17 protein-coding genes are annotated in these 17,974 nt (G+C 71.8%); 9 read left to right on the forward strand and 8 right to left on the reverse strand.

Annotation, left to right across the window (positions count from 1 at the left end):
* Window positions 1-7: 7 nt before the first annotated feature.
* Window positions 8-412, reverse strand: a complete 405-nt coding sequence (locus MRBLMI12_RS03565) for a DUF3054 domain-containing protein (protein WP_363353944.1) — start codon at window positions 410-412, stop codon at window positions 8-10.
* A complete protein-coding gene (locus tag MRBLMI12_RS03570) occupies window positions 409-1,152 on the reverse strand; it encodes a sulfurtransferase (RefSeq protein WP_363353946.1) in 744 nt (247 codons plus the stop codon). Before MRBLMI12_RS03570 ends, MRBLMI12_RS03565 begins: the two co-directional genes overlap by 4 nt.
* 146 nt (window positions 1,153-1,298) lie before the next feature.
* Here MRBLMI12_RS03570 and MRBLMI12_RS03575 point away from each other — a divergent pair, with 146 nt between their 5' ends.
* Complete coding sequence (locus tag MRBLMI12_RS03575; RefSeq protein WP_349428377.1) at window positions 1,299-1,508, forward strand: hypothetical protein; 210 nt, start codon at window positions 1,299-1,301, stop codon at window positions 1,506-1,508.
* Window positions 1,509-1,567: 59 nt separating this feature from the next.
* On the opposite strand, the gene MRBLMI12_RS03580 is transcribed toward MRBLMI12_RS03575, so the two are convergent.
* The gene (locus tag MRBLMI12_RS03580; RefSeq protein ID WP_363353948.1) at window positions 1,568-2,581 is read right to left on the reverse strand and encodes an SDR family NAD(P)-dependent oxidoreductase; all 1,014 of its coding nucleotides are present in this window, start codon (window positions 2,579-2,581) and stop codon (window positions 1,568-1,570) included.
* A 107-nt stretch (window positions 2,582-2,688) separates the two neighbouring features.
* Window positions 2,689-4,089, reverse strand: coding sequence for an amidase (locus MRBLMI12_RS03585; protein ID WP_363353950.1), 1,401 nt, complete (start codon window positions 4,087-4,089; stop codon window positions 2,689-2,691).
* A 195-nt stretch (window positions 4,090-4,284) separates the two neighbouring features.
* Between MRBLMI12_RS03585 and MRBLMI12_RS03590 the strand changes: the two genes are divergently transcribed.
* The 3 genes from MRBLMI12_RS03590 to MRBLMI12_RS03600 all read left to right on the forward strand — a co-directional run bounded on the left by MRBLMI12_RS03590 (window position 4,285) and on the right by MRBLMI12_RS03600 (window position 6,019).
* Window positions 4,285-4,869, forward strand: coding sequence for a Dps family protein (locus MRBLMI12_RS03590; protein ID WP_349428380.1), 585 nt, complete (start codon window positions 4,285-4,287; stop codon window positions 4,867-4,869).
* Window positions 4,870-4,978: 109 nt separating this feature from the next.
* A complete protein-coding gene (locus MRBLMI12_RS03595; protein WP_349428381.1) occupies window positions 4,979-5,350 on the forward strand; it encodes a hypothetical protein in 372 nt (123 codons plus the stop codon).
* 60 nt (window positions 5,351-5,410) lie between these two features.
* Window positions 5,411-6,019 (forward strand): ArsR family transcriptional regulator, encoded by a 609-nt coding sequence (locus MRBLMI12_RS03600; protein ID WP_363353952.1) that lies wholly within the window; start codon window positions 5,411-5,413, stop codon window positions 6,017-6,019.
* Between the two features lie 6 nt (window positions 6,020-6,025).
* Here the strand turns inward: MRBLMI12_RS03600 and fdhD are convergent, their stop codons facing one another.
* Window positions 6,026-6,940, reverse strand: a complete 915-nt coding sequence (gene fdhD / locus MRBLMI12_RS03605; RefSeq protein ID WP_363353954.1) for a formate dehydrogenase accessory sulfurtransferase FdhD — start codon at window positions 6,938-6,940, stop codon at window positions 6,026-6,028.
* A gap of 1 nt (window position 6,941) precedes the next feature.
* Window positions 6,942-8,063, reverse strand: a complete 1,122-nt coding sequence (gene moaA / locus MRBLMI12_RS03610; RefSeq protein ID WP_414686176.1) for a GTP 3',8-cyclase MoaA — start codon at window positions 8,061-8,063, stop codon at window positions 6,942-6,944.
* 232 nt (window positions 8,064-8,295) lie between these two features.
* On the opposite strand from moaA, the gene MRBLMI12_RS03615 reads away from it, so the two are divergent.
* The 5 genes from MRBLMI12_RS03615 to MRBLMI12_RS03635 all read left to right on the forward strand — a co-directional run bounded on the left by MRBLMI12_RS03615 (window position 8,296) and on the right by MRBLMI12_RS03635 (window position 15,533).
* A complete protein-coding gene (locus MRBLMI12_RS03615; RefSeq protein WP_363353956.1) occupies window positions 8,296-9,741 on the forward strand; it encodes a cytochrome ubiquinol oxidase subunit I in 1,446 nt (481 codons plus the stop codon).
* Between the two features lie 18 nt (window positions 9,742-9,759).
* Entirely contained in the window at window positions 9,760-10,794 is a 1,035-nt protein-coding gene (gene cydB, locus MRBLMI12_RS03620; protein ID WP_363353958.1) for a cytochrome d ubiquinol oxidase subunit II, read from the forward strand.
* A gap of 158 nt (window positions 10,795-10,952) precedes the next feature.
* Window positions 10,953-12,713, forward strand: coding sequence for a thiol reductant ABC exporter subunit CydD (gene cydD, locus MRBLMI12_RS03625; protein ID WP_363353960.1), 1,761 nt, complete (start codon window positions 10,953-10,955; stop codon window positions 12,711-12,713).
* A 170-nt stretch (window positions 12,714-12,883) separates the two neighbouring features.
* Window positions 12,884-14,515 carry a thiol reductant ABC exporter subunit CydC gene (cydC, locus tag MRBLMI12_RS03630; RefSeq protein ID WP_404910739.1) on the forward strand — a complete coding sequence of 544 codons (1,632 nt, stop codon included), beginning with the start codon at window positions 12,884-12,886 and terminating at the stop codon, window positions 14,513-14,515.
* A gap of 73 nt (window positions 14,516-14,588) precedes the next feature.
* A complete protein-coding gene (locus MRBLMI12_RS03635; RefSeq protein ID WP_363353964.1) occupies window positions 14,589-15,533 on the forward strand; it encodes a capsular polysaccharide synthesis protein in 945 nt (314 codons plus the stop codon).
* A 47-nt stretch (window positions 15,534-15,580) separates the two neighbouring features.
* Here MRBLMI12_RS03635 and MRBLMI12_RS03640 read toward each other — a convergent pair whose 3' ends face one another.
* On the reverse strand, window positions 15,581-17,131 hold the full coding sequence (locus tag MRBLMI12_RS03640) for an SDR family oxidoreductase (RefSeq protein ID WP_363353966.1): 1,551 nt from the start codon (window positions 17,129-17,131) through the stop codon (window positions 15,581-15,583).
* A gap of 66 nt (window positions 17,132-17,197) precedes the next feature.
* Entirely contained in the window at window positions 17,198-17,806 is a 609-nt protein-coding gene (locus tag MRBLMI12_RS03645) for a GNAT family N-acetyltransferase (protein WP_363353968.1), read from the reverse strand.
* Window positions 17,807-17,974 lie beyond the last annotated feature (168 nt).

A 17,974-nucleotide genomic window follows, 5' to 3' on the forward strand; every position in this document is an offset into this window, starting at 1 on the left:
GGCCGGTTCAGCGCCGGCGCGCGCGGCGCACGGCGAAGTCGATGGCACGCCACCCGACGAGCGCGACGAACAGGGTCACCGCGGCCACGATGATGAACGGGAGCGCCGTGCCCTGACCGGATGCCGCGCGCAGCAGCATCCCTCCTCCCACGGTGACGGCCCAGATGCCGAGTCCGGTTCGCACCGGCGCGGCGGGTGCCCGCCAGGCGAGGGTGACGAGCCAGCCGGCCGCGAGGCCGCCGAGGAACGGCCACGCCGTCTGCCAGAGGCCCGTCCACACATCCGAGTCGTGGCTGGCGCGGCCGATCGCGGCGAAGGCGATCACCAGCATCACGTCGATCGCGACGGCGATCAGCACCGTGCGGCGGGCAGGACGCTCGTCCGCCGGTGCCGTCGACCCGGCCGCCGTCATGCGAGCACCTGCGGTCGGGGCGTCAGCGCGGGCGAGAGGGCCTCCCGCTCGTCGAACACGAAGCACTCCCCGTTCCAGTGATCGCCGCCGACCTGCTCGAAGTAGCCGAGGATGCCGCCGTCCAGCTGATACGCCTCCACACCGGCCTCGCGCAGATAGATCGCCGCCTTCTCGCAGCGGATGCCGCCGGTGCAGTAGCTCACGACGGTCTTGCCGTCGAGGTCGGCTGCAGCGGCGGCTGCGGCATCCGGGAACTGGGTGAACCGCTCGAGGCGCCAGTCGACAGCCCCCTCGAACGCGCCGTAGTCGACCTCGAAGGCGTTGCGCGTGTCGAGCAGGACGACCTCGCGTCCCTCATCGTCTCGACCACGGTCGAGCCAGCGGTGCAGCGTCTCGGGGGCGACCGCGGGCGCGCGCCCCACCTCGGGGCGGATCGTGGGGTGGTCCATGCGGATGATCTCGCGCTTGACCTTGACCAGCATCCTGCCGAAGGGCTGCGCCGCCGACCAGCTCTCCTTCGTCGTCAGCGCGGCGAAGCGCGGGTCCGCCCGAAGGTCGGCGACGAAGCCGCGCAGGGCGGCGGCATCCCCCGCCAGGAAGAGGTTGATCCCCTCCTCGGCGAGCAGGATGGTGCCCTTCAGCCCCGCGTCGACGGCGCGCTCGCGCAGCGTCGGCCGCAGCTCGGGAGCGTCGGCGATGTGCGTGAACAGATACGCCGAGATGTTCAGAACGGATGCCACCCCTCCAGCCTACGGATGCTCCCCTGCCGCGCCGCACGCGGTTACCCCCGGGCCGATGCCGCGTCAAGGGTCTCGCCGCGCGCGCCTCGCCGAGGGACCCTGGACACGAACCCCACAGACCGCCCGCAGACCTCGCTGGAGGAGCTATGACCGACCCCACGATCCCGGAGCCGCTGCCCGACCAGACGCCGCCGGGCGAAGCACCCGCCGGCCCCGGCGGGCCGAGCCCGGACTTCCCCTCGCCGGAACCGCCGAGCGAGCCGCCGGCGCCCTGGCCCGAGGAACCCCTCGCACCTCATCCCGAGGAGCCGCCGTACCCGCAGACTCCGGAGGCTCCGGAGTCGCCGATCCCGTAGTCCACGGACGCAGCCCCATCTGCGCTCGCACGCGCCCAGCGTGCCGGTGAGGCAACCTGTCAGGCGCGCACGGCGTCGGCCCGGTCGCGCAGCAGCTTCTCGGCGATCGCCCACATCCGTGCGCCGGCCGCAGGGTGGGCGAGCCGTCGGTACGGGCGCAACGCGTCCGCCGGGCCGCCGAAATGCATCCAGCCCGACGGGCCGAAGAAGCCCGGGGATGCCGCGCGCCCTTGCCGGCCGGAGCCTCGGATCGACGAGTCAGCGGCAAGGGGATCTTCACCGGCAGGGTCGAGAGGATCAGCATCCGTCACCGCCGCCAGCAGAGCCGGCTGCGCCGCCTGCGCGGGAGTGCTGCCGAGCCGCTGCGCGAGTCCGCGCGCGGCACCGCTGCGCTGACGTGCGCGCATGGCCGGCGCGATCCCCGTGTCGGGCACGACGCCGGGGTGGCTGAGCTGCACCGAGATGCCCCAGCCCTCGGCGGCCGAGCGCCGCGCGAGCTCGTACGCGAACAGCCCGAGCGCCGCCTTCGACGCACCGTAGGCCCGCAGCGGCGAGTATCGGCGCTCGCCCTGGAGGTCGTTCCATGCCGGCCGGGCGATGGCCGCCGCGAGACTCAGCTGTACGACGACGCGTGCGCCACGCTCTTGCAGGAGGGGCAGCAGCGCCGTCGTCAGCGCGAAGTGCCCGAGGAAGTTGGTCTGGAAGTGCAGCTCGAACCCGTCGGCGCTCACGTGGCGTTCGGGATCGCCGAGCAGCACGATCCCCGCATTGAGAACGACGATGTCCAGCGGTGCCCGCTCGGCGCGCATCGCCGCGGCGAGCGCGTCGACCGAAGCCAGGCGCGCCAGATCGAGATCGCGAAGACCCACTCGGGCATCGGGCGAGTCGGTGCGGATCATGTCGATCACCCGCGCGCCCTTGTCGCGATTGCGCACCGGGAGCAGCAGATCGGCGCCCGCACCCGCGAGTCCGCGCGCGATCTCGACCCCCACGCCGTCGCTCGCACCGGTTACCAGTGCCGTCCGCCCGCGCAGATCCGGCAGCGTCACGTGCGACGCGCGCGTGCGAGACATGGGCTCTCCGTTCGCCTTCCGTCTGGGAGGAGGAATGGTCGGCGGCACTGATACAGCGGGCACACAGACCCGCCCCGCCCCATCCTGACGCGACGGCCCGGGTCGCGCTAGAAGAGCGACGGCAGTCGGGGTACCCCCGCCTCGACCGTATGTCCCGCCTCGAGCACGGAGTGCTCGCCCCACGACGGGCCGATGAGCTGCACACCGGTCGGCATGCCGTCGGCGCCGAGTCCGGTCGGCAGCGCCAGCGCGGGCAGCCCCAGGAAGTTCGCTGCCACGGTGAGCCACAGGTCGCCCCACGCGCGATCGGCCGGTTCGCGTCCGCCGAGGTCGTAGTCCGGCTCGCGCATGCGCGACGCCGACACGGGGCCGAGCAGGAGCGGAACCTCGACTTGCAGCCGGCGCCACTCCGCGGCGATCGCGGCGCGGCGTGCCCACGCCTCGGCGTACTCGCGCGCGGACTCGTAGGGGCGGGCCGCGGCGGTGCTGTCACGCAGGAACGCGGTAGCCGAGCGACCGAGCGGCTCCCCCAGCGTCGCGGGGTCGAGGGAGATCAGCATGTCGGTGCACGACAGCCGCCGCCACAGCACGGCCGCCTCCTCGAGGTGCGGGGCCTCGACCGCGACGACATCCCAGCCCGCGCGGAGGAGGGATGCCGCGGCACGGTCGACGCCTGCGGACACCTCGTGATCGACCTCGGTCCCGGCGGTGTGCCGCACGACCCCGACGCGGTGCGGCACGCGGGCGGGAGTCGGAGCCGTCATCGACACCGGGTCGTCGGCATCCCAGCCCTCCATCGCACCGAGCGCGAGTGCCGCGTCGCCGACCGTTCGCGCCAGGGGTCCGTTGACCGAGAACTGCTGGAGCGTGAGCGCCACCGGCTGTCCGTTCACGGCCGCACGCGGCACCCGCCCCTGAGTGGGACGGAGCCCCACCACGCCGGCGGCGTAGGCGGGCAGGCGCAGTGATCCGCCGAAGTCGTTGCCGACGCCGAGGGCGCTCATGCCCGTCGCGACCGAAACGGCGTCGCCGCCGCTCGAGCCGCCGGCGCTGCGCTCGCGGTTCCACGGGTTGACCGTGCGGCCGAAAAGGTCGTTGTCGGTGTCCCACCGCATGCCGAAGTCGGGCATGTTGCCGCGGCCGACGGGGACCGCTCCGGCTTCGCGCAGGCGTCTGACGATCGAGGCGTCGCGCGCGGGCACCGCATCGGCCAGCCCACGCCAGCCGCTGGTGGTCGCCGACCAGGTGAGGTCGATGTTCTCCTTCACCGAGATCGGCACGCCCGCCAGCGGGCCCGGGTCGCGGCCGGCGGCCAGCGCGGCATCCACCTCGGCGGCCGCCTCCCGCGCCCGCTCGCCGAAGACGACGGTGAGCGCGTTCACGTCAGGATCGACGGCGGCGATGCGCTCGAGGTGCGCCTCGACGGTCTCCAGAGCGGAGACGTCGCCCGCGCGGACGGCGGCGGCGATCTCGGTGGCGGACGCGGGGGCGGGAGTCGGCGAAGTCATGACGCTCCCATCCCACCACGCGGACGGCGGAGACGAGGGCTAGCACGCCGCAACGAAAAGGGCAAGCCCCGAGCTTTCTGAACCCAGGCCGGTTAACGTCGAGGCGACCCGCAGAGCGGGTCGACCCACGCCGGTGCCCCAACGGCGAGCCATCACGGCCGTCTCCTGAGCGAGCACCCCACGAATGGAGCGACAGTGGCGACGACGACCGCGAAGAAGAGCACCTCGCAGAGCGGCGGGAGCGCGACGACCAAGAGCCGTCGCCGTACGGCGCGCGGCGGGGTCGGCGCGGCGCTCACCCCGGAGCAGAACGCGGAACGCGGGTTCACGGCGTCCGAGACGCTGAGCGAGAACCTGCAGAAGGTGCTCGTCGACCTCATCGAGCTCTCGCTGCAGGGCAAGCAGGCGCATTGGAACGTCGTCGGCCGGAACTTCCGCGACACGCACCTCCAGCTCGACGAGATCATCGAGGCGGCCCGGGACTTCGCCGACACCGTCGCGGAGCGGATGCGGTCGCTGCACGCCCTGCCCGACGGGCGCAGCGACGTGGTCGCACAGAACACCACCCTGCCGGAGTTCCCGCAGGGCGAGATCGCGACGAACGAGGTCGTCGATCTGATGACGGAACGACTGGACGACGTGGCAGCGACCTGCCGCGACGTGCACGACGCCGTCGACGAAGAAGACCCCACGAGTGCCGACATCCTCCACGCCATCCTCGAGCGTGTTGAGCAGCTCTCGTGGATGGTGAGCGCGGAGAACCGCACCCCCAGGCGGTGATCCTAGGCGCCCCGACGCTGCCCGCCTCCTCCCGAAGGACCGGCGGGCAGCGCCACGTCCGGGCGGAACCCGCGACCGACGCAGGCTGCGCGCCACTAGAGTCATGCCCATGGCATCAGGCAAGCAGCAGCACCAGCCCGAACCCGAACTGCACGGCGGGGTCCTCGCGGGCAACGGCAGCCCCGTCCTCTGGGGCTGGCTCATCGGACTCGTCGTGTTCGCGTTCGTCGCGGTCCCCATCTCGATCGCGGTGCGCTTCGCCACCCACCCCGCGACGCAGCAGCTCTTCGGCGGCCGCCTCGAAGAGGCCAGCAGCGCCGGCTACTCGACGTTCTGGTGGATCATCGCGATCTTCCTGTTCGCGGTGCCCGTGCTCATCGGGTGGGGCGTCGCGAAGCTCTCCGGCCGCACGCTGGGCATCATCGTGGCCATCCTGGCGGTGTTCTTCATCGCGATCCTCATCTTCGGCCAGCTCTTCTGATCCGACGCCGATGCGGCATCGCGAGCCGGAACCGTCGCGGCATCCGGCGATAATGGGGGCATGACGGCCGGGTACAGCGCGATCTCGAGCTACTCCCGCGTCGAGATCATGCATCTGCTTCAGGAGCGCCCGCACCGGACGGTCTCGGAGCTGGTCGCAGCGACGGGCTTGCACGCCAACACGGTGCGCGAGCACGTGCAGCGCCTGATGCACGCCGGCTACGTGATCGCCGAGACCGAGCGCCGCACCACGCGCGGGCGACCGCGCGTGCTCTACTCGGCGGCTACCGGCGACGGCGAGGCATCGAGTCCGGTGGCGATCCGCCGGGCCGAGGCTGCGGCGCGGCGCGGCGACCTGCTGCGCCGCATGTACGGATCCGACACGGATGCCGAGCTCGGCGCCGATGCCCTCCATCAGCTCGACGCACTCGTGGAGGACCTGGGTGACGCCGGCTTCGACCCGCTCGTCGATGAGCGCGCGCTGACCGTGGATCTGACGCCGTGCCCGCACGCGCCCGCCGCCGAGCACCGCGGCACCCTATGCCACGTGCACGTGGGGATCATGGACGGCGTGCTGGCGCAGGCCGGCGGTCCGCTGCGCGTCGAGGGCATCGCGCCGTCGTGCGACCCCACGAAGTGCGTGGTGCAGCTCGCGCCCGCGCGGCGCTGAGCCGCCTCAGAGCCGGGAGGGCGCCGGCACCCGCACCCGGTCCGGCCGGGAGTACACGTTCATCGACGATCCGCGCACGAACCCGACGAGCGTGAGCCCCGAGGCCGCGGCGAGCTCCACCGCGAGAGACGAGGGCGCCGAGACGGCGGACAGGATCGGGATGCCGGCCATCACGGCCTTCTGCACGAGCTCGAAGCTCGCGCGGCCCGACACCTGCAGCACCGTTCCGGTCAGCGGCAGACGGTCTTCGAGCACCGCCCAGCCGACGACCTTGTCGACGGCGTTATGGCGGCCGACGTCCTCGCGGAGCACGAGAAGCTCCCCCGAGGCGGCGTCGAAAAGTGCCGCGGCGTGCAGGCCGCCGGTCTTCTCGAACACCGCCTGCCCTGCCCGCAGCGTGTCGGGGAGCGTGGTGATCACTGCCGCATCGACGGCTGCGGCATCCGTCGCCACGTCGTAGCGGGACTGCTTCTCGATGGCCTCGATCGACGCCGTGCCGCAGACGCCGCACGAGCTGGTCGTGTAGAAGTTGCGCGCGATGTCGGTGATCAACGGCGCCAGGCCCGGTGCGAGAGCGATGTCGAGCACGTTGTACGTGTTCTCCGTCGACGCCGGCGTGCCGACCGCCGCCGGCCCGATCGTCAGCAGCGGCGTTGCCGCCGAGCCGGTGCCGGGACCGCCGCAGTGGATCGCCGAGCGGAGGTCTCCGCTCGCAGCGATCACGCCCTCCGACACCAGAAAACCGGCAGCGAGCTCGAGGTCGTGCCCGGGCGTGCGCATGGTGACGGTGAGCGCTTCGCCCACGATGCGGATCTCGAGCGGCTCCTCCACGACGAGCGTGTCGGCGCGGCGCCGGACCGCGGAGTCGCCGTCGTTCAGCGTGATCCGCGTGACCGGGGAGCGCGTGGTGAGGCGGCCCATGTCAGCCCCCGATCGCGTTCATCCCGCGTGCGGGCTGCAGGAACGCAGGGTCGTTGATCGCATGCCCCGGCAGCTTGCCGTGCACGCAGGAGCGCAGCATCCCGTCGATGCCGGCATCCACCGCCTCGGCGGGGCGACCGTCGCGCAGGATCGGCAGGACGTCGTACTCGGTCGTCGAGAACAGGCAGTTGCGCAGCTGTCCGTCGGCGGTCAGCCGCAGACGATCGCAGTCGCCGCAGAACGGCGCGGTGACCGATGCGATCACGCCCACCGAGTGCGGACCGCCGTCGAGCGTCCAGCGTGCGGCCGGAGCGCCGCCCCGGCCAGGCACCGGGGTGAGTGTCCAGCGCCGGGAGAGCGCCTGCAGGATCTCGTCCTGCGTGACCATCCGCGAGCGGTCCCAGGTGTGGCCGGCGTCGAGCGGCATCTGCTCGATGAACCGCATCTGCGCCTCGTGGGCGATCGCGAACTCCACGAGCTCGACCAGCTCGTCGTCGTTGACATCGCGCATCGCCACCGCGTTGAGCTTCAGCGGGCGCAAGCCCGAGGCTCCGGCCGCCGCGATCCCCTCGAGCACGTCGTCCAGCCGGTCCCGGCGCGTCAGCTCATGGAAACGGTCGCGTCGCAGCGTGTCGATCGAGATGTTCAGGCGGTGAAGGCCCGCCTCGACCAGACCGGGCAGCAGTTCGGGAAGGCGGATGCCGTTCGTCGTCATCGCGATCTCGACCGGAGCGCCGGTCGGTCCCGTGATCGCGGCGAGGCGGCGCACCACCTCGACGATGTCGGTGCGCAGCAGCGGCTCGCCGCCGGTGAGCCGGAACGTGGTGATGCCGTCGGCCGCGGCGACGCGCGCGATGCGCTCGATCTCGTCCAGCGTCAGGATGCTCGTCTTGGCGAGCCACTCGTTGCCCTGCTCGGGCATGCAGTACGTGCACCGCAGCGAGCAGCGGTCGGTGAGCGAGATCCGCAGATCGCGGTGCACCCGCCCGTGCGTGTCGACCAGCGCATCGCCGATCGCCATGTTGCGGGAGGCCGGTGCAGCGCCCTGCGCCGAGGCGTCGAGCCGCTCGGATGCCGCGATGAGCGGCATCCGACGCCCGATCGTGACCGGGATCGCACTCACGCGCCCGGTTCCGATCGCTCTGCCCGGATCGCCATGCTTCGAGGGTAGTCGCGCGGCGCCGCACACGGCTCCGGTGCGTCGGATTATTCACGGCCGGATAGCTCGCGCCACGCGCGGATTACTGGGAATCTGAGACCGCGAGACGATCGCGAAGATCGACTCCCCCTGTGGTCTGACCACATGCTACTGTGTGGTCAGACCATACAGTCAGTCCGACGATCGGAAGCGCAACATGGATCTGCTGGACCCCCTGCTGCTGGCGCGCTGGCAGTTCGGCCTCACGACGCTGTACCACTTCCTCTTCGTGCCGCTCACGCTCGGCATGGCGCTGACGGTCGCGATCTTCCAGACCGCGTGGTTCCGCACCGGCAACGTGAAGTGGCTGCACTTGACGCGGTTCTTCGGGAAGATCTTCCTCATCAACTTCGCGATGGGCGTCGTCACCGGCATCGTGCAGGAGTTCCAGTTCGGCATGAACTGGTCGTCCTACTCGCGGTTCGTCGGCGACGTGTTCGGGGCTCCGCTCGCCTTCGAGGGCCTGATGGCCTTCTTCTTCGAGGCCACCTTCATCGGCCTGTGGATCTTCGGCTGGGACAAGCTGCCCAGGGCGCTGCACCTCGCGAGCATCTGGATCGCGACGATCGGCGCCTGGTTCTCGGCGTACTTCATCCTCGCGGCGAACGCCTTCATGCAGAACCCCGTCGGCTTCAAGATGGCCGAAGACGGCTCACGCGCCGAGATGACCGACTTCTTCGCCGTGCTGACGAACCCGGTCGCGCTGGCGGCCCTGCCGCACACCCTGTTCGCGGCGTTCATGATGACCGCGGGCGTCATCGTGTCGATCTCGGCCTGGCATCTGCTGCGCAGGCAGAACGTCGACATGATGCGGTCGTCGCTGAAGTTCGGGCTGTGGGGTCTCATCGCCGCATTCGCGGGTGTCGCGATCTCGGGCGACCAGCTGAGTCTCGTGATGGTCGCCACCCAGCCCATGAAGATGGCCGCCGCCGAGGCGATGTTCGACAGCGCGTGCGGGGCGGATGCCTCCTTCTCGATCTTCACGCTCGGCACCCCGGACGGCACGAGCGAGCTGTTCTCGATCCGCGTCCCCTACCTGCTGGCGCTGCTGTCGACGCATTCGCTGGACGGCTGCGTCGAGGGCATCAACGACCTCAACACGCTCTACACCACGGAGATGTTCCCGCAGTTCGCCGACCAGGTCGACGGCAACTTCGCCCCGATCCTGTGGGTCACGTACTGGGCGTTCCGCTGGATGATCGGCCTGGGCGGCGTCGCGGCGCTCGTCGCGGTCGTCGGCCTCTGGCTCACCCGCAAGAAGGCGACGCGCGAGGTCCCGGCGTGGGCCTGGCGGCTCGCGATCTGGGCGTGGCCGGCATCCCTGCTCGCGATCCTGGTGGGCTGGGTCTTCACCGAGATGGGCCGCCAGCCCTGGATCGTGTTCAGCCTGATGCTGACCGAGGACGGCGTCTCGCCCTCGGTGCCCGGCTGGACCGTCCTCATCTCGCTGACCGCGTTCACGCTCATCTACGCGGCACTGGCGGTCGTCGAGTTCGGACTCATCGTGAAGACGGCCAAGAAGGGGCCTGAGCCCCTCCCCGAGCCTGGCGCGCCGGATCAGCGCACCCTGGCGGTCGAAGACACCCCGACGACGGTCTACTAGGAGCTTCAGGAGCACGTCATGGATCTCGCCTACCTCTGGTTCTGGATCGTCGGATTCCTCTTCGTCGGCTACTTCGTGCTCGACGGGTTCGACTTCGGCGTCGGCATGTCGCTGCCGTTCCTCGGCAAGAACGACGTCAGCCGGCGCCAGGTCATCAACACCATCGGCCCCGTGTGGGATCTCAACGAGACGTGGGTCATCGTGGCCGGCGCCTGTCTGTTCGCCGCGTTCCCCGAGTGGTACGCGACGCTGTTCAGTGGGTTCTACCTCGCGCTGCTGCTGATCCTGCTGGCGCTCATCCTGCGCGGCGTCTCGTTCGAGTACCGCCATCAGCGCGACTCGCTGCGGTGGAAGAGGGGCTTCGACACGATGATCGTCGTCGGCTCAGCCGTGCCGGCGCTGCTGTGGGGCGTCGCGGTCGCCAACATCGTGCAGGGCGTGCCGCTGGACGCGGACCACGAGTTCGTCGGGTCGTTCCTGACCCTGCTCAATCCCTACGGGCTGCTCGGCGGTCTCACCACGCTGCTGCTGTTCTTCACGCACGGCGTGTACTTCGTCGCGCTGAAGACCGACGGCCAGGTCGCCGCCGACGCACGCCGGCTGGCCGGCCGGGCCGGGCTCCTGACGATCGTCGTCGCCGCCGTCTTCCTGGTGTGGACGGTGGGCATGGCGTTCAGCGAGGGGCGCGAGTTCGCCCTGATGACGGCGATCCTGTCGGCGGTCGCCGCCGTGCTGCTCATCGCATCGTGGATCTCCAACGCCCGCGGTCGCGAAGGTTGGGCCTTCGGGTTCGGCGCGTTCACGATCGTCACCGCGGTCCTCGCCGTCTGGTTCGCCCTGTTCCCGTACGTGATGCCGTCGACCGGCGACCCGGCCGGCTCCCTCACCATCGAGAACGCGTCCAGCACCGACTACACGCTGACGATCATGTCGTGGGCGGCGCTCGTCTTCCTCCCGCTCGTGCTGGCGTACCAGGGCTGGACGTACTGGATCTTCCGCAAGCGCATCACCCGCTCGCGGATCGAGGCGGCCGCCGCGGAGCCCGCGCACTGACCTGCCCGAGGCGGATGCCGCGGCCCACGGCATCCGTTCCTCCACGGCGGCAGTTCACTTGCGCTGAACGTACGCCGGATACGCGGGATCGCGTACGTTCAGCGCAAGTGAACAGGGACAGAGGGAGTGCGGAGCGCATCGGTAGGGTCGAAGGAGCGATGGACGAGAACAACGGCGACGCCCCGGCCCCGACGTCGGGCAAACCCGTCGACCCGCGGCTGCTGAAGTACGCGACCGCCTCGCGGTGGTTCTTCGCCGCGATCGCGGCGATCGCGCTCGCGCAGACGGCCGTGATCGTGGCGTTCGCCTGGCTGCTGACCCGCGCCATCACCGGAGCGGTCGACGGGATGCCGCCGGCCGAACTCCTGCCGACTCTGGGCGCCCTCGCTCTCGTGGTTGCCGTGCGCGCCGTGCTGCTGTGGACGCGCGAGGCTGTCGCCGCCCGCGCCGCCGCGCGGGTGCAGACGCAGCTGCGCACGGCACTCGTCGCGGCGATCGGCGCACTCGGGCCCGAGTGGCTCGGAGCCCGCAACTCCGCGGCGCTGGCGATCACCGCGGGGCGCGGCCTCGACGCCCTCGAGGCCTACTTCGGCCGTTACCTGCCGCAGCTGGTGCAGACGGTGGTGGCGACGCCGCTGATCGTCGCGGTGATGTGGTGGCAGGACTGGATCTCGGGGCTGACGGTGCTGCTCACCCTCCCCCTCATCCCGATCTTCATGGTGCTCATCGGTCTTGCGACGCGCTCCGTGCAGCAGCGGCAGTGGCAGACGCTGCAGCGCCTCGCGTCGCGCTTCGCCGACACCGTGCAGGGGCTGTCGACGCTCAAGGTCTTCGGCCGCCAGCATCGCGCGGCCGCGTCGATCGAGCGCGTCACCGACGACTATCGTCGCGAGACGATGCGCGTGCTGCGCGTGTCCTTCCTGTCGGGCTTCGCACTGGAGTTCCTCGCGTCGATCTCGGTCGCGATCGTCGCCGTCTCGATCGGATTCCGGCTCATCGACGGGTCGCTCACCCTCGCCGTCGGCCTGTTCGTGCTGCTGCTGGCGCCCGAGGCGTATCTGCCGCTCCGTCAGGTCGGCGTGCAGTTCCACGCGGCGGCCGAGGGCATCGCCGCGACCGACGACGTGTTCGACGTACTGGATGCCGCCCTCCGACGCGGCGCGGACCGGGCTCAGGCAGCGATCGGCCGAGCCCGACGTCCGGTCGTTGAGGCTCCGGCCCCGGCCGGCGCCACCCGGCCCCCGGTCGTTGAGCGAGCGAGGAACGAGCGAGACGAAACGCGCGGAGCGCGCCTCGAGCTCTCTGCCGTGCGCGTGCGCCGCGGAGACAGGATGCTGCAGCCCGTCGATCTGACGGCCGCCCCGGGCACCGTCACCCTCATCGAGGGACCGAGCGGCGCCGGCAAGTCCAGCGTCTTCGCCGCCCTGCGCGGCGCAGCCGCGTTCGACGGCGCAGCGGCGTGGAACGGCGTCGATGTCCGTGGCCTCGCACCGGCCGAGTGGCTCGCGTGGGCGGGTCAGCGCCCCGGCCTGCTCGCCGGCACGATCGCCGACAACGTCGGCCTCGGCGACGCGCCGCCGGATGCCGAGATCGTGCGGCACGCACTGGACCTCGCGTGCGCGAGGACCCTCGACCCCGCACTCGAACTCGGCGTGCAGGGCGGTGGCCTCTCAGGCGGACAGGCCCAGCGTGTGGCGGTCGCCCGCGCGCTGTACCGGCATCTTCGCGGGAACGCACCGGTGGTCGCGCTCGACGAGCCGAGCTCGGCGCTCGACCCGGAGACGGAGGGCCGGCTGTGGCACAGCATCCGGTCGCTCGCGGATGCCGGCGCGACGGTGCTCCTCATCTCGCACCGCACCAGCGCCCGCGCGATCGCCGACGCCGTGATCCGCCTTGAGCCCGCCGAGGTGCCCGCATGACCCCGACGCCCGCGCAGCCTCACGACGACCGTGATACCCCATGGGACGGACGAGACCTCGGGCTGACCCCAGGGTCTCGTCCCCGCGCTGGGGTCTCGCGGTCAGCGCGTGGTCCTGGCAAGCGGAGCGGCGTGGAGGCCGTGAGCGCCACACAGGTGCTGCGCGGCGCGATGCCGCCGGCGCGGAGGTTCTGGTGGGCGCTGGCCGCCGGCTTCGCCTCCGAGGCGTCGGCGGTCGCGCTGCTCGCGGTGAGCGCGTGGCTCATCGTCCGCGCGAGCGAGCAGCCGCCGGTGCTCTACCTGTCGGCGGCGGTGGTCGGTGTGCGGTTCTTCGCGATCTCTCGCGCCGTGTTCCGCTACCTCGAACGACTCACCGGTCACGACGCCGCGCTGCGGCAGCTCGCCTCCACCCGCGCCGACCTCGTGCGGCGACTGGTGCCGCTGGCACCGGACGGGCTGACGCGCACGCGCCGCGGCTCGGTGCTCGGGGCGCTCGTGGACGACGTCGACGAGCTGCAGAACCTTCCGCTGCGGGTGGTGCAGCCGCTAGTGTCTTCGGCGCTCGTGGCGCTCGGCGCGGTCGTGCTCGTGGCGTTCGTGTGGTGGCCGGCGGCGCTGACCCTGCTCGCCTGCCTCGTCGTCGCGGCGGCTGTCGCGACACTGTGGGGATGGATGTCGGGCGCCCGCGCCGAGCGCGACATCGCACCGTTGCGGGCGGCCCTCGCCGACGCCGTGCTCGACCACATCGGCAGCCTCGATGTGCTCGCCGCCTACGGCGCCGAGGCGCAGAGCCGAGAGCGCATCGCCCGCGCCGACGCCGCCCTCCGCCGTGCGGTGGTCCGCCGCTCCGGTGCACAGGCGGGCACAGCCGCCCTGGTCTCGCTCCTGGCCGGGGCAGCCTCGATCGCCGCGGTGCTGGCCGCGGCGCCGGGTACGGCATCCGGCGCCCTTCCCGGCCCATCGCTCGCCGTGGTCGTGCTGGTGCCGATGGCGGTCTTCGAGGTGTTCGCCACCGTTCCCCTGGCGGCCTCCGCATGGCGGCAGGTGCGGGCTTCGGCCGAGCGCGTCGCGGACGCGCTGCCCTCGACGCCGCCGGCGGAGCTGGCGCCCGAGACGGTCGCGCCCACCGGTGAGGCTCCCCCGCTCGGCGACGGCATCCGGCTGCGTGCCGCGGAGGTGCGCTGGCCGGGTGCGGCGCAGGCCTCGCTGCACGACATCGACCTCGCGATCCGTCCGGGCGAGCGCGTGCTCGTGATGGGCGCGAGCGGCGCGGGCAAGAGCACCCTCGCCCACGCGCTGGTGCGGTTCCTCGACACCGAGGGCGGCTACGAGATCGGGGGGCGTTCCGTCCACGACCGCTCCCCCGACGACGTGCGGCTGACCGTCGGGCTGTGCGAGCAGCATCCGATGCTCTTCGACGAAGACATCCGGCAGAACCTGCTCTTCGCGCGCGATACGGCGACGGATGCCGAGCTCGAGGCGGCCCTCGCCCGCGTCGGGCTCGACGCCTGGCTGCGCGAGCGCGGCGGACTCGGCGCGCGCGTCGGTGAACGAGGTGCCCTCGTCTCGGGCGGTCAGGCGCAGCGCATCGCGCTGGCCCGGGCGCTGCTGCGCGGATTCCCCGTGCTCGTGCTCGACGAGCCGACCGCCGGCGTCGACCCCGAGGCATCCGATCGGCTGCTCGTCGACCTGCTGAGCGCCGTGCGGGACGACCAGGCGGTGGTGCTGATCTCGCACGTGGCCGTACCCGACGGGCTCGTCGACCGCGTGGTGCGCCTCGAGGACGGCCGCATCCCGGTCTGACGGATGCCGGCGCCGCGATTCCTGACGCCATGTGATCCCGGTGGTGCAGCGGACCACGGCCTAGGCTCTGACCGTGAGCGACGGCATCCCGAACCCGTTCGAGGGTCTCGAGGCGCAGCTGCGACGTGCCGAAAAGTTCCGTGACACCGTCGACCCGGTGGCCGCGATCGCCGCGTACCGCACGTTCACCGAGTTCCTCCGCCCGCGCCTGCCCGAGCTGCGGATCGCCGCCGGCCTGCCGGAGCAGGCCGGCAGCCGCAAGGACGGCAGGATCCTCGCGCACCGCGACGGCGCACGCGTCGATCCCTCGGCGCTGAACCTGTACACGTTCTGGAACTCGCCGCTGGACTCCGCGCCCCCGCTCGTGCAGGCCTGCGTCGGCGAGATGTCGCGCCTCCACGACGACCTCCCGACACCGCTGACCGTGCTCGACGGCACGTCGGCGCGCGAGCTCGTGGAGATCCCGGATGCCGTGGCCGACGCCCTCGAGAAGGATCACCCCGCGCACTTCTCGGACTTCGTCCGCATCAGCGTGCTCGACCGCCTCGGCGGCATCTGGGTCGACGCCACCTGCTGGGCGCCCGCCCCGCTCCCCCAGGCGGTCGCACCTCTGCTCACCGCCGGCGCCCTGTACCCCCGCTGGACCCGCCGCCAGATCGGCAACTGGTTCATCGCCGCCGTGCCGGCGACGCCGCTCATCCGCCTGCAGCGGCTCGCACTCCAGGCCTGGTGGGAGTCGGGCGGCGGCATCCCCGACTACTTCCTCTACCACCGCATCTTCGAGGTGCTCCTGGATCTCGTGCCGGAGTTCCACGGACAGTGGGATGCCGCACCCACGCTGTCCAGCGCCGCCAGCCACCTGCTGCAGCTCGGCATGATGCAGCCGTGGGACCCCGACGCGATGCGCTTCGTCGCGGGGGCGTCGATCGTGCAGAAGCTCAGCTACAAGTACGACGCGGTGCCACCGGGCTCGGTGCTTGATCGCCTCGTGTCGCACCGCCCGATCCTTACGGCGTGATGCGCCGCCGCGTCCTCACGGCGTGACGCGCTGCGCCGACGGGCGGATCAGGCCTCGTCGCCGCCGCCGCCCGCCGCGGCGGTCGCCGTGATGCGCCGTGCCATGCCCGCGAAGATGAACCCGTGGAACGGCAGGACGGCGAGCCAGTACAGTCGCCCCGCCAGTCCCCGCGGGAAGAACACCGCGCGCTGGTCGTAGCGCGAGCCGCCGCGCTCCTCGTCGGCCGCCGCCCGCAGCTCGAGCCAGGCGAGACCCGGCACCTTCATCTCGGCCCGGAGGCGCAGCATCCGTCCCGGTTCCAGCGCTTCGACCCGCCAGAAGTCGAGCGCATCCCCCACGGCCAGCCGATCACGGCTGCGCCGCCCCCGGGCGAGCCCGATGCCCCCGACCAGGCGATCCATCCAGCCGCGCACCGCCCACAGCAGCGGCGACGAGTACCACCCGTTCTCTCCGCCGATCCCCACGATGACGCGCCACAGGGCGTCGGGAGATGCCGGGGTGTGTGCCGTGCGGACGTCACTGAACACCACGCGACCCGCCCAGTCGGGGTCGTTCGGCAGCGGGTCGCTCGGGGCGCCGAGCACGCCGGCATCCTGCCAGCTGGTCTCGATCGCATCGGTCTCGAGCTTTCCCAGCGCCAGCCGCACCGCCGTGCGGTACGGGGTGAGACCGCCCTCCGGTGGAGCGATGAGCTCGTCGATCCCGTGGTCCTTCACGATGCACTCGTTCTGCAGCGACTCGACCAGCGGCCGCGCGATCGCGCGCGGGATCGGTGTCACGAGGTTGACCCAGTGCGAGGCGAGTCGTGGCGTCAGCACCGGGAGCGCTGCGATCGCACGCTGGCGCAACCCCGCCTCGACGGCGTAGCCGTTCATCATCTGCCCGTACCGCAGCACGTCGGGGCCGCCGATGTCGACGGCGCGGTTCACGTCGGCCGGCAGTCGTGCGGCGCCCAGCAGGTAGTGCAGCACATCGCGCACGGCGATGGGCTGGATGCGGTTGCGCACCCACCTCGGCGCGGGCATGTACGGCAGCACCTCGGTGAGATGGCGCACCATCTCGAACGACGCCGACCCCGACCCGATCACGACCCCCGCCTGCAGCACGATCGTCGGGACGCCGCTCTCGAGGAACGTCCGCCCGACCTCCACGCGCGACTGCAGGTGCGGCGAGAGCGTCACCCCGGTCGGGTGCAGCCCGCCGAGATAGACGATGCGACCCACGGATGCCGCGGCCGCCGCGTTCGCGACCGTCTCGGCAGCGCGCCGGTCGGTGTCGGCGAACCGCTTGCCGCCCGACATCGAGTGGACGAGGTAGAAGACCACGTCGACATCGCGCACGGCCTCGCCGACCGGGCCTTCGTCGGCGGCGTCGCCACGGACGATCTCGACGCGATCGCCCCACGGGAACGCCGCCGCCCGCGCGGGATCGCGCGCCAGCACCCGGACCTCGTAGCCGGCGTTCAGCAGCCGCGGCACCAGCCGCCCGCCGATGTACCCCGTCGCGCCCAGGACGAGCGCGCGCGGCGCGGAGCCGTCGGGGCGCGGAAGCGCCACGAGTGCCGGCTCACGGCCGGTCGGCGCCGAGACATCGTCCACGAGGGCAGACTACGCGGGCATGCTCCGCACCCGGATGGGTTGACGCGAGGACGGCCGTCGCGTAGGTCAGAGGCGCGTCGCGAAGACCTGCGTGCCCGCGGGCGACGGGATCGGCTCGAACCCGACGCGGGGATAGAAGGCGATCGCGCCGGTGTTCTCGACCGAGGCGACCAGGTGGAGGCCGGGCACCCCCGCCTCGCGGAGGGCGGCTTCGAGCGTCTCGATCAGACGGCGGCCGAGGCCCTGGCCCTGCGTCTCGGGCAGCAGGTCGATGTGCAGGTGCGCCGGGTACTCGTCACCGAACGGCTGGGCACCGCCCGCGCGGGAGTACGCGTAGCGGAGGATGCCGTCCTGCCGCGATTCGGCGGCCGTCTGCGCGCCCTTCGGCCGGGGCCAGCGCTCGGCGTGCCGCGGCCACCACTCGGTCCGGAACCACTCCTCGAACGCCGCGGAGTCGGGGGCGCCCACGATGTAGCCGACGACGCGGCCGTCGTCCGTCTCGACCACGAAGGCGAACTCGGGGTGACGTACCGCGTAGGGCAGGACGAAGATCTCGGCCCAGAGATCGTCGTCGTCGAGGATGCCCGTGGCGTCGGCTCCGGCATCCGCTGTCTTCAGGCAGATGTCGGCCAGAGCGGGTTCGTCACCGGGGCGGAAGGGGCGGATTCGCGTCACCGGGCGAGTCTATGAGATGCGCCGGACAGTCGTCTTGGCCCGGGCCGTCGACGAAGCGTCCCGCTCCGGCGCGGTGCCTCGGCTCGAGGCGTTTCGTCTCGGTCGCCGGCGCTCCCTCGCTCAACGACCGGAACCTTTCGCCCGGCCGTTGAGCGAGCGACGAACCAC

It is taken from the genome of Microbacterium sp. LMI12-1-1.1 (assembly GCF_040676455.1).
Lineage (GTDB): Bacteria > Actinomycetota > Actinomycetes > Actinomycetales > Microbacteriaceae > Microbacterium.

What these genes read in the sequence shown, in the direction of transcription:
- MRBLMI12_RS03565 (WP_363353944.1), bottom strand. Translation starts at nt 412, where the DNA reads ATGACGGCGGCCGGGTCGACGGCACCGGCGGACGAGCGTCCTGCCCGC.
- MRBLMI12_RS03575 (WP_349428377.1), top strand. Translation starts at nt 1,299, where the DNA reads ATGACCGACCCCACGATCCCGGAGCCGCTGCCCGACCAGACGCCGCCG.
- MRBLMI12_RS03580 (WP_363353948.1), bottom strand. Translation starts at nt 2,581, where the DNA reads ATGTCTCGCACGCGCGCGTCGCACGTGACGCTGCCGGATCTGCGCGGG.
- MRBLMI12_RS03585 (WP_363353950.1), bottom strand. Translation starts at nt 4,089, where the DNA reads ATGACTTCGCCGACTCCCGCCCCCGCGTCCGCCACCGAGATCGCCGCC.
- MRBLMI12_RS03595 (WP_349428381.1), top strand. Translation starts at nt 4,979, where the DNA reads ATGGCATCAGGCAAGCAGCAGCACCAGCCCGAACCCGAACTGCACGGC.
- MRBLMI12_RS03600 (WP_363353952.1), top strand. Translation starts at nt 5,411, where the DNA reads ATGACGGCCGGGTACAGCGCGATCTCGAGCTACTCCCGCGTCGAGATC.
- fdhD (WP_363353954.1), bottom strand. Translation starts at nt 6,940, where the DNA reads ATGGGCCGCCTCACCACGCGCTCCCCGGTCACGCGGATCACGCTGAAC.
- MRBLMI12_RS03615 (WP_363353956.1), top strand. Translation starts at nt 8,296, where the DNA reads ATGGATCTGCTGGACCCCCTGCTGCTGGCGCGCTGGCAGTTCGGCCTC.
- cydB (WP_363353958.1), top strand. Translation starts at nt 9,760, where the DNA reads ATGGATCTCGCCTACCTCTGGTTCTGGATCGTCGGATTCCTCTTCGTC.
- cydD (WP_363353960.1), top strand. Translation starts at nt 10,953, where the DNA reads ATGGACGAGAACAACGGCGACGCCCCGGCCCCGACGTCGGGCAAACCC.
- cydC (WP_404910739.1), top strand. Translation starts at nt 12,884, where the DNA reads ATGCCGCCGGCGCGGAGGTTCTGGTGGGCGCTGGCCGCCGGCTTCGCC.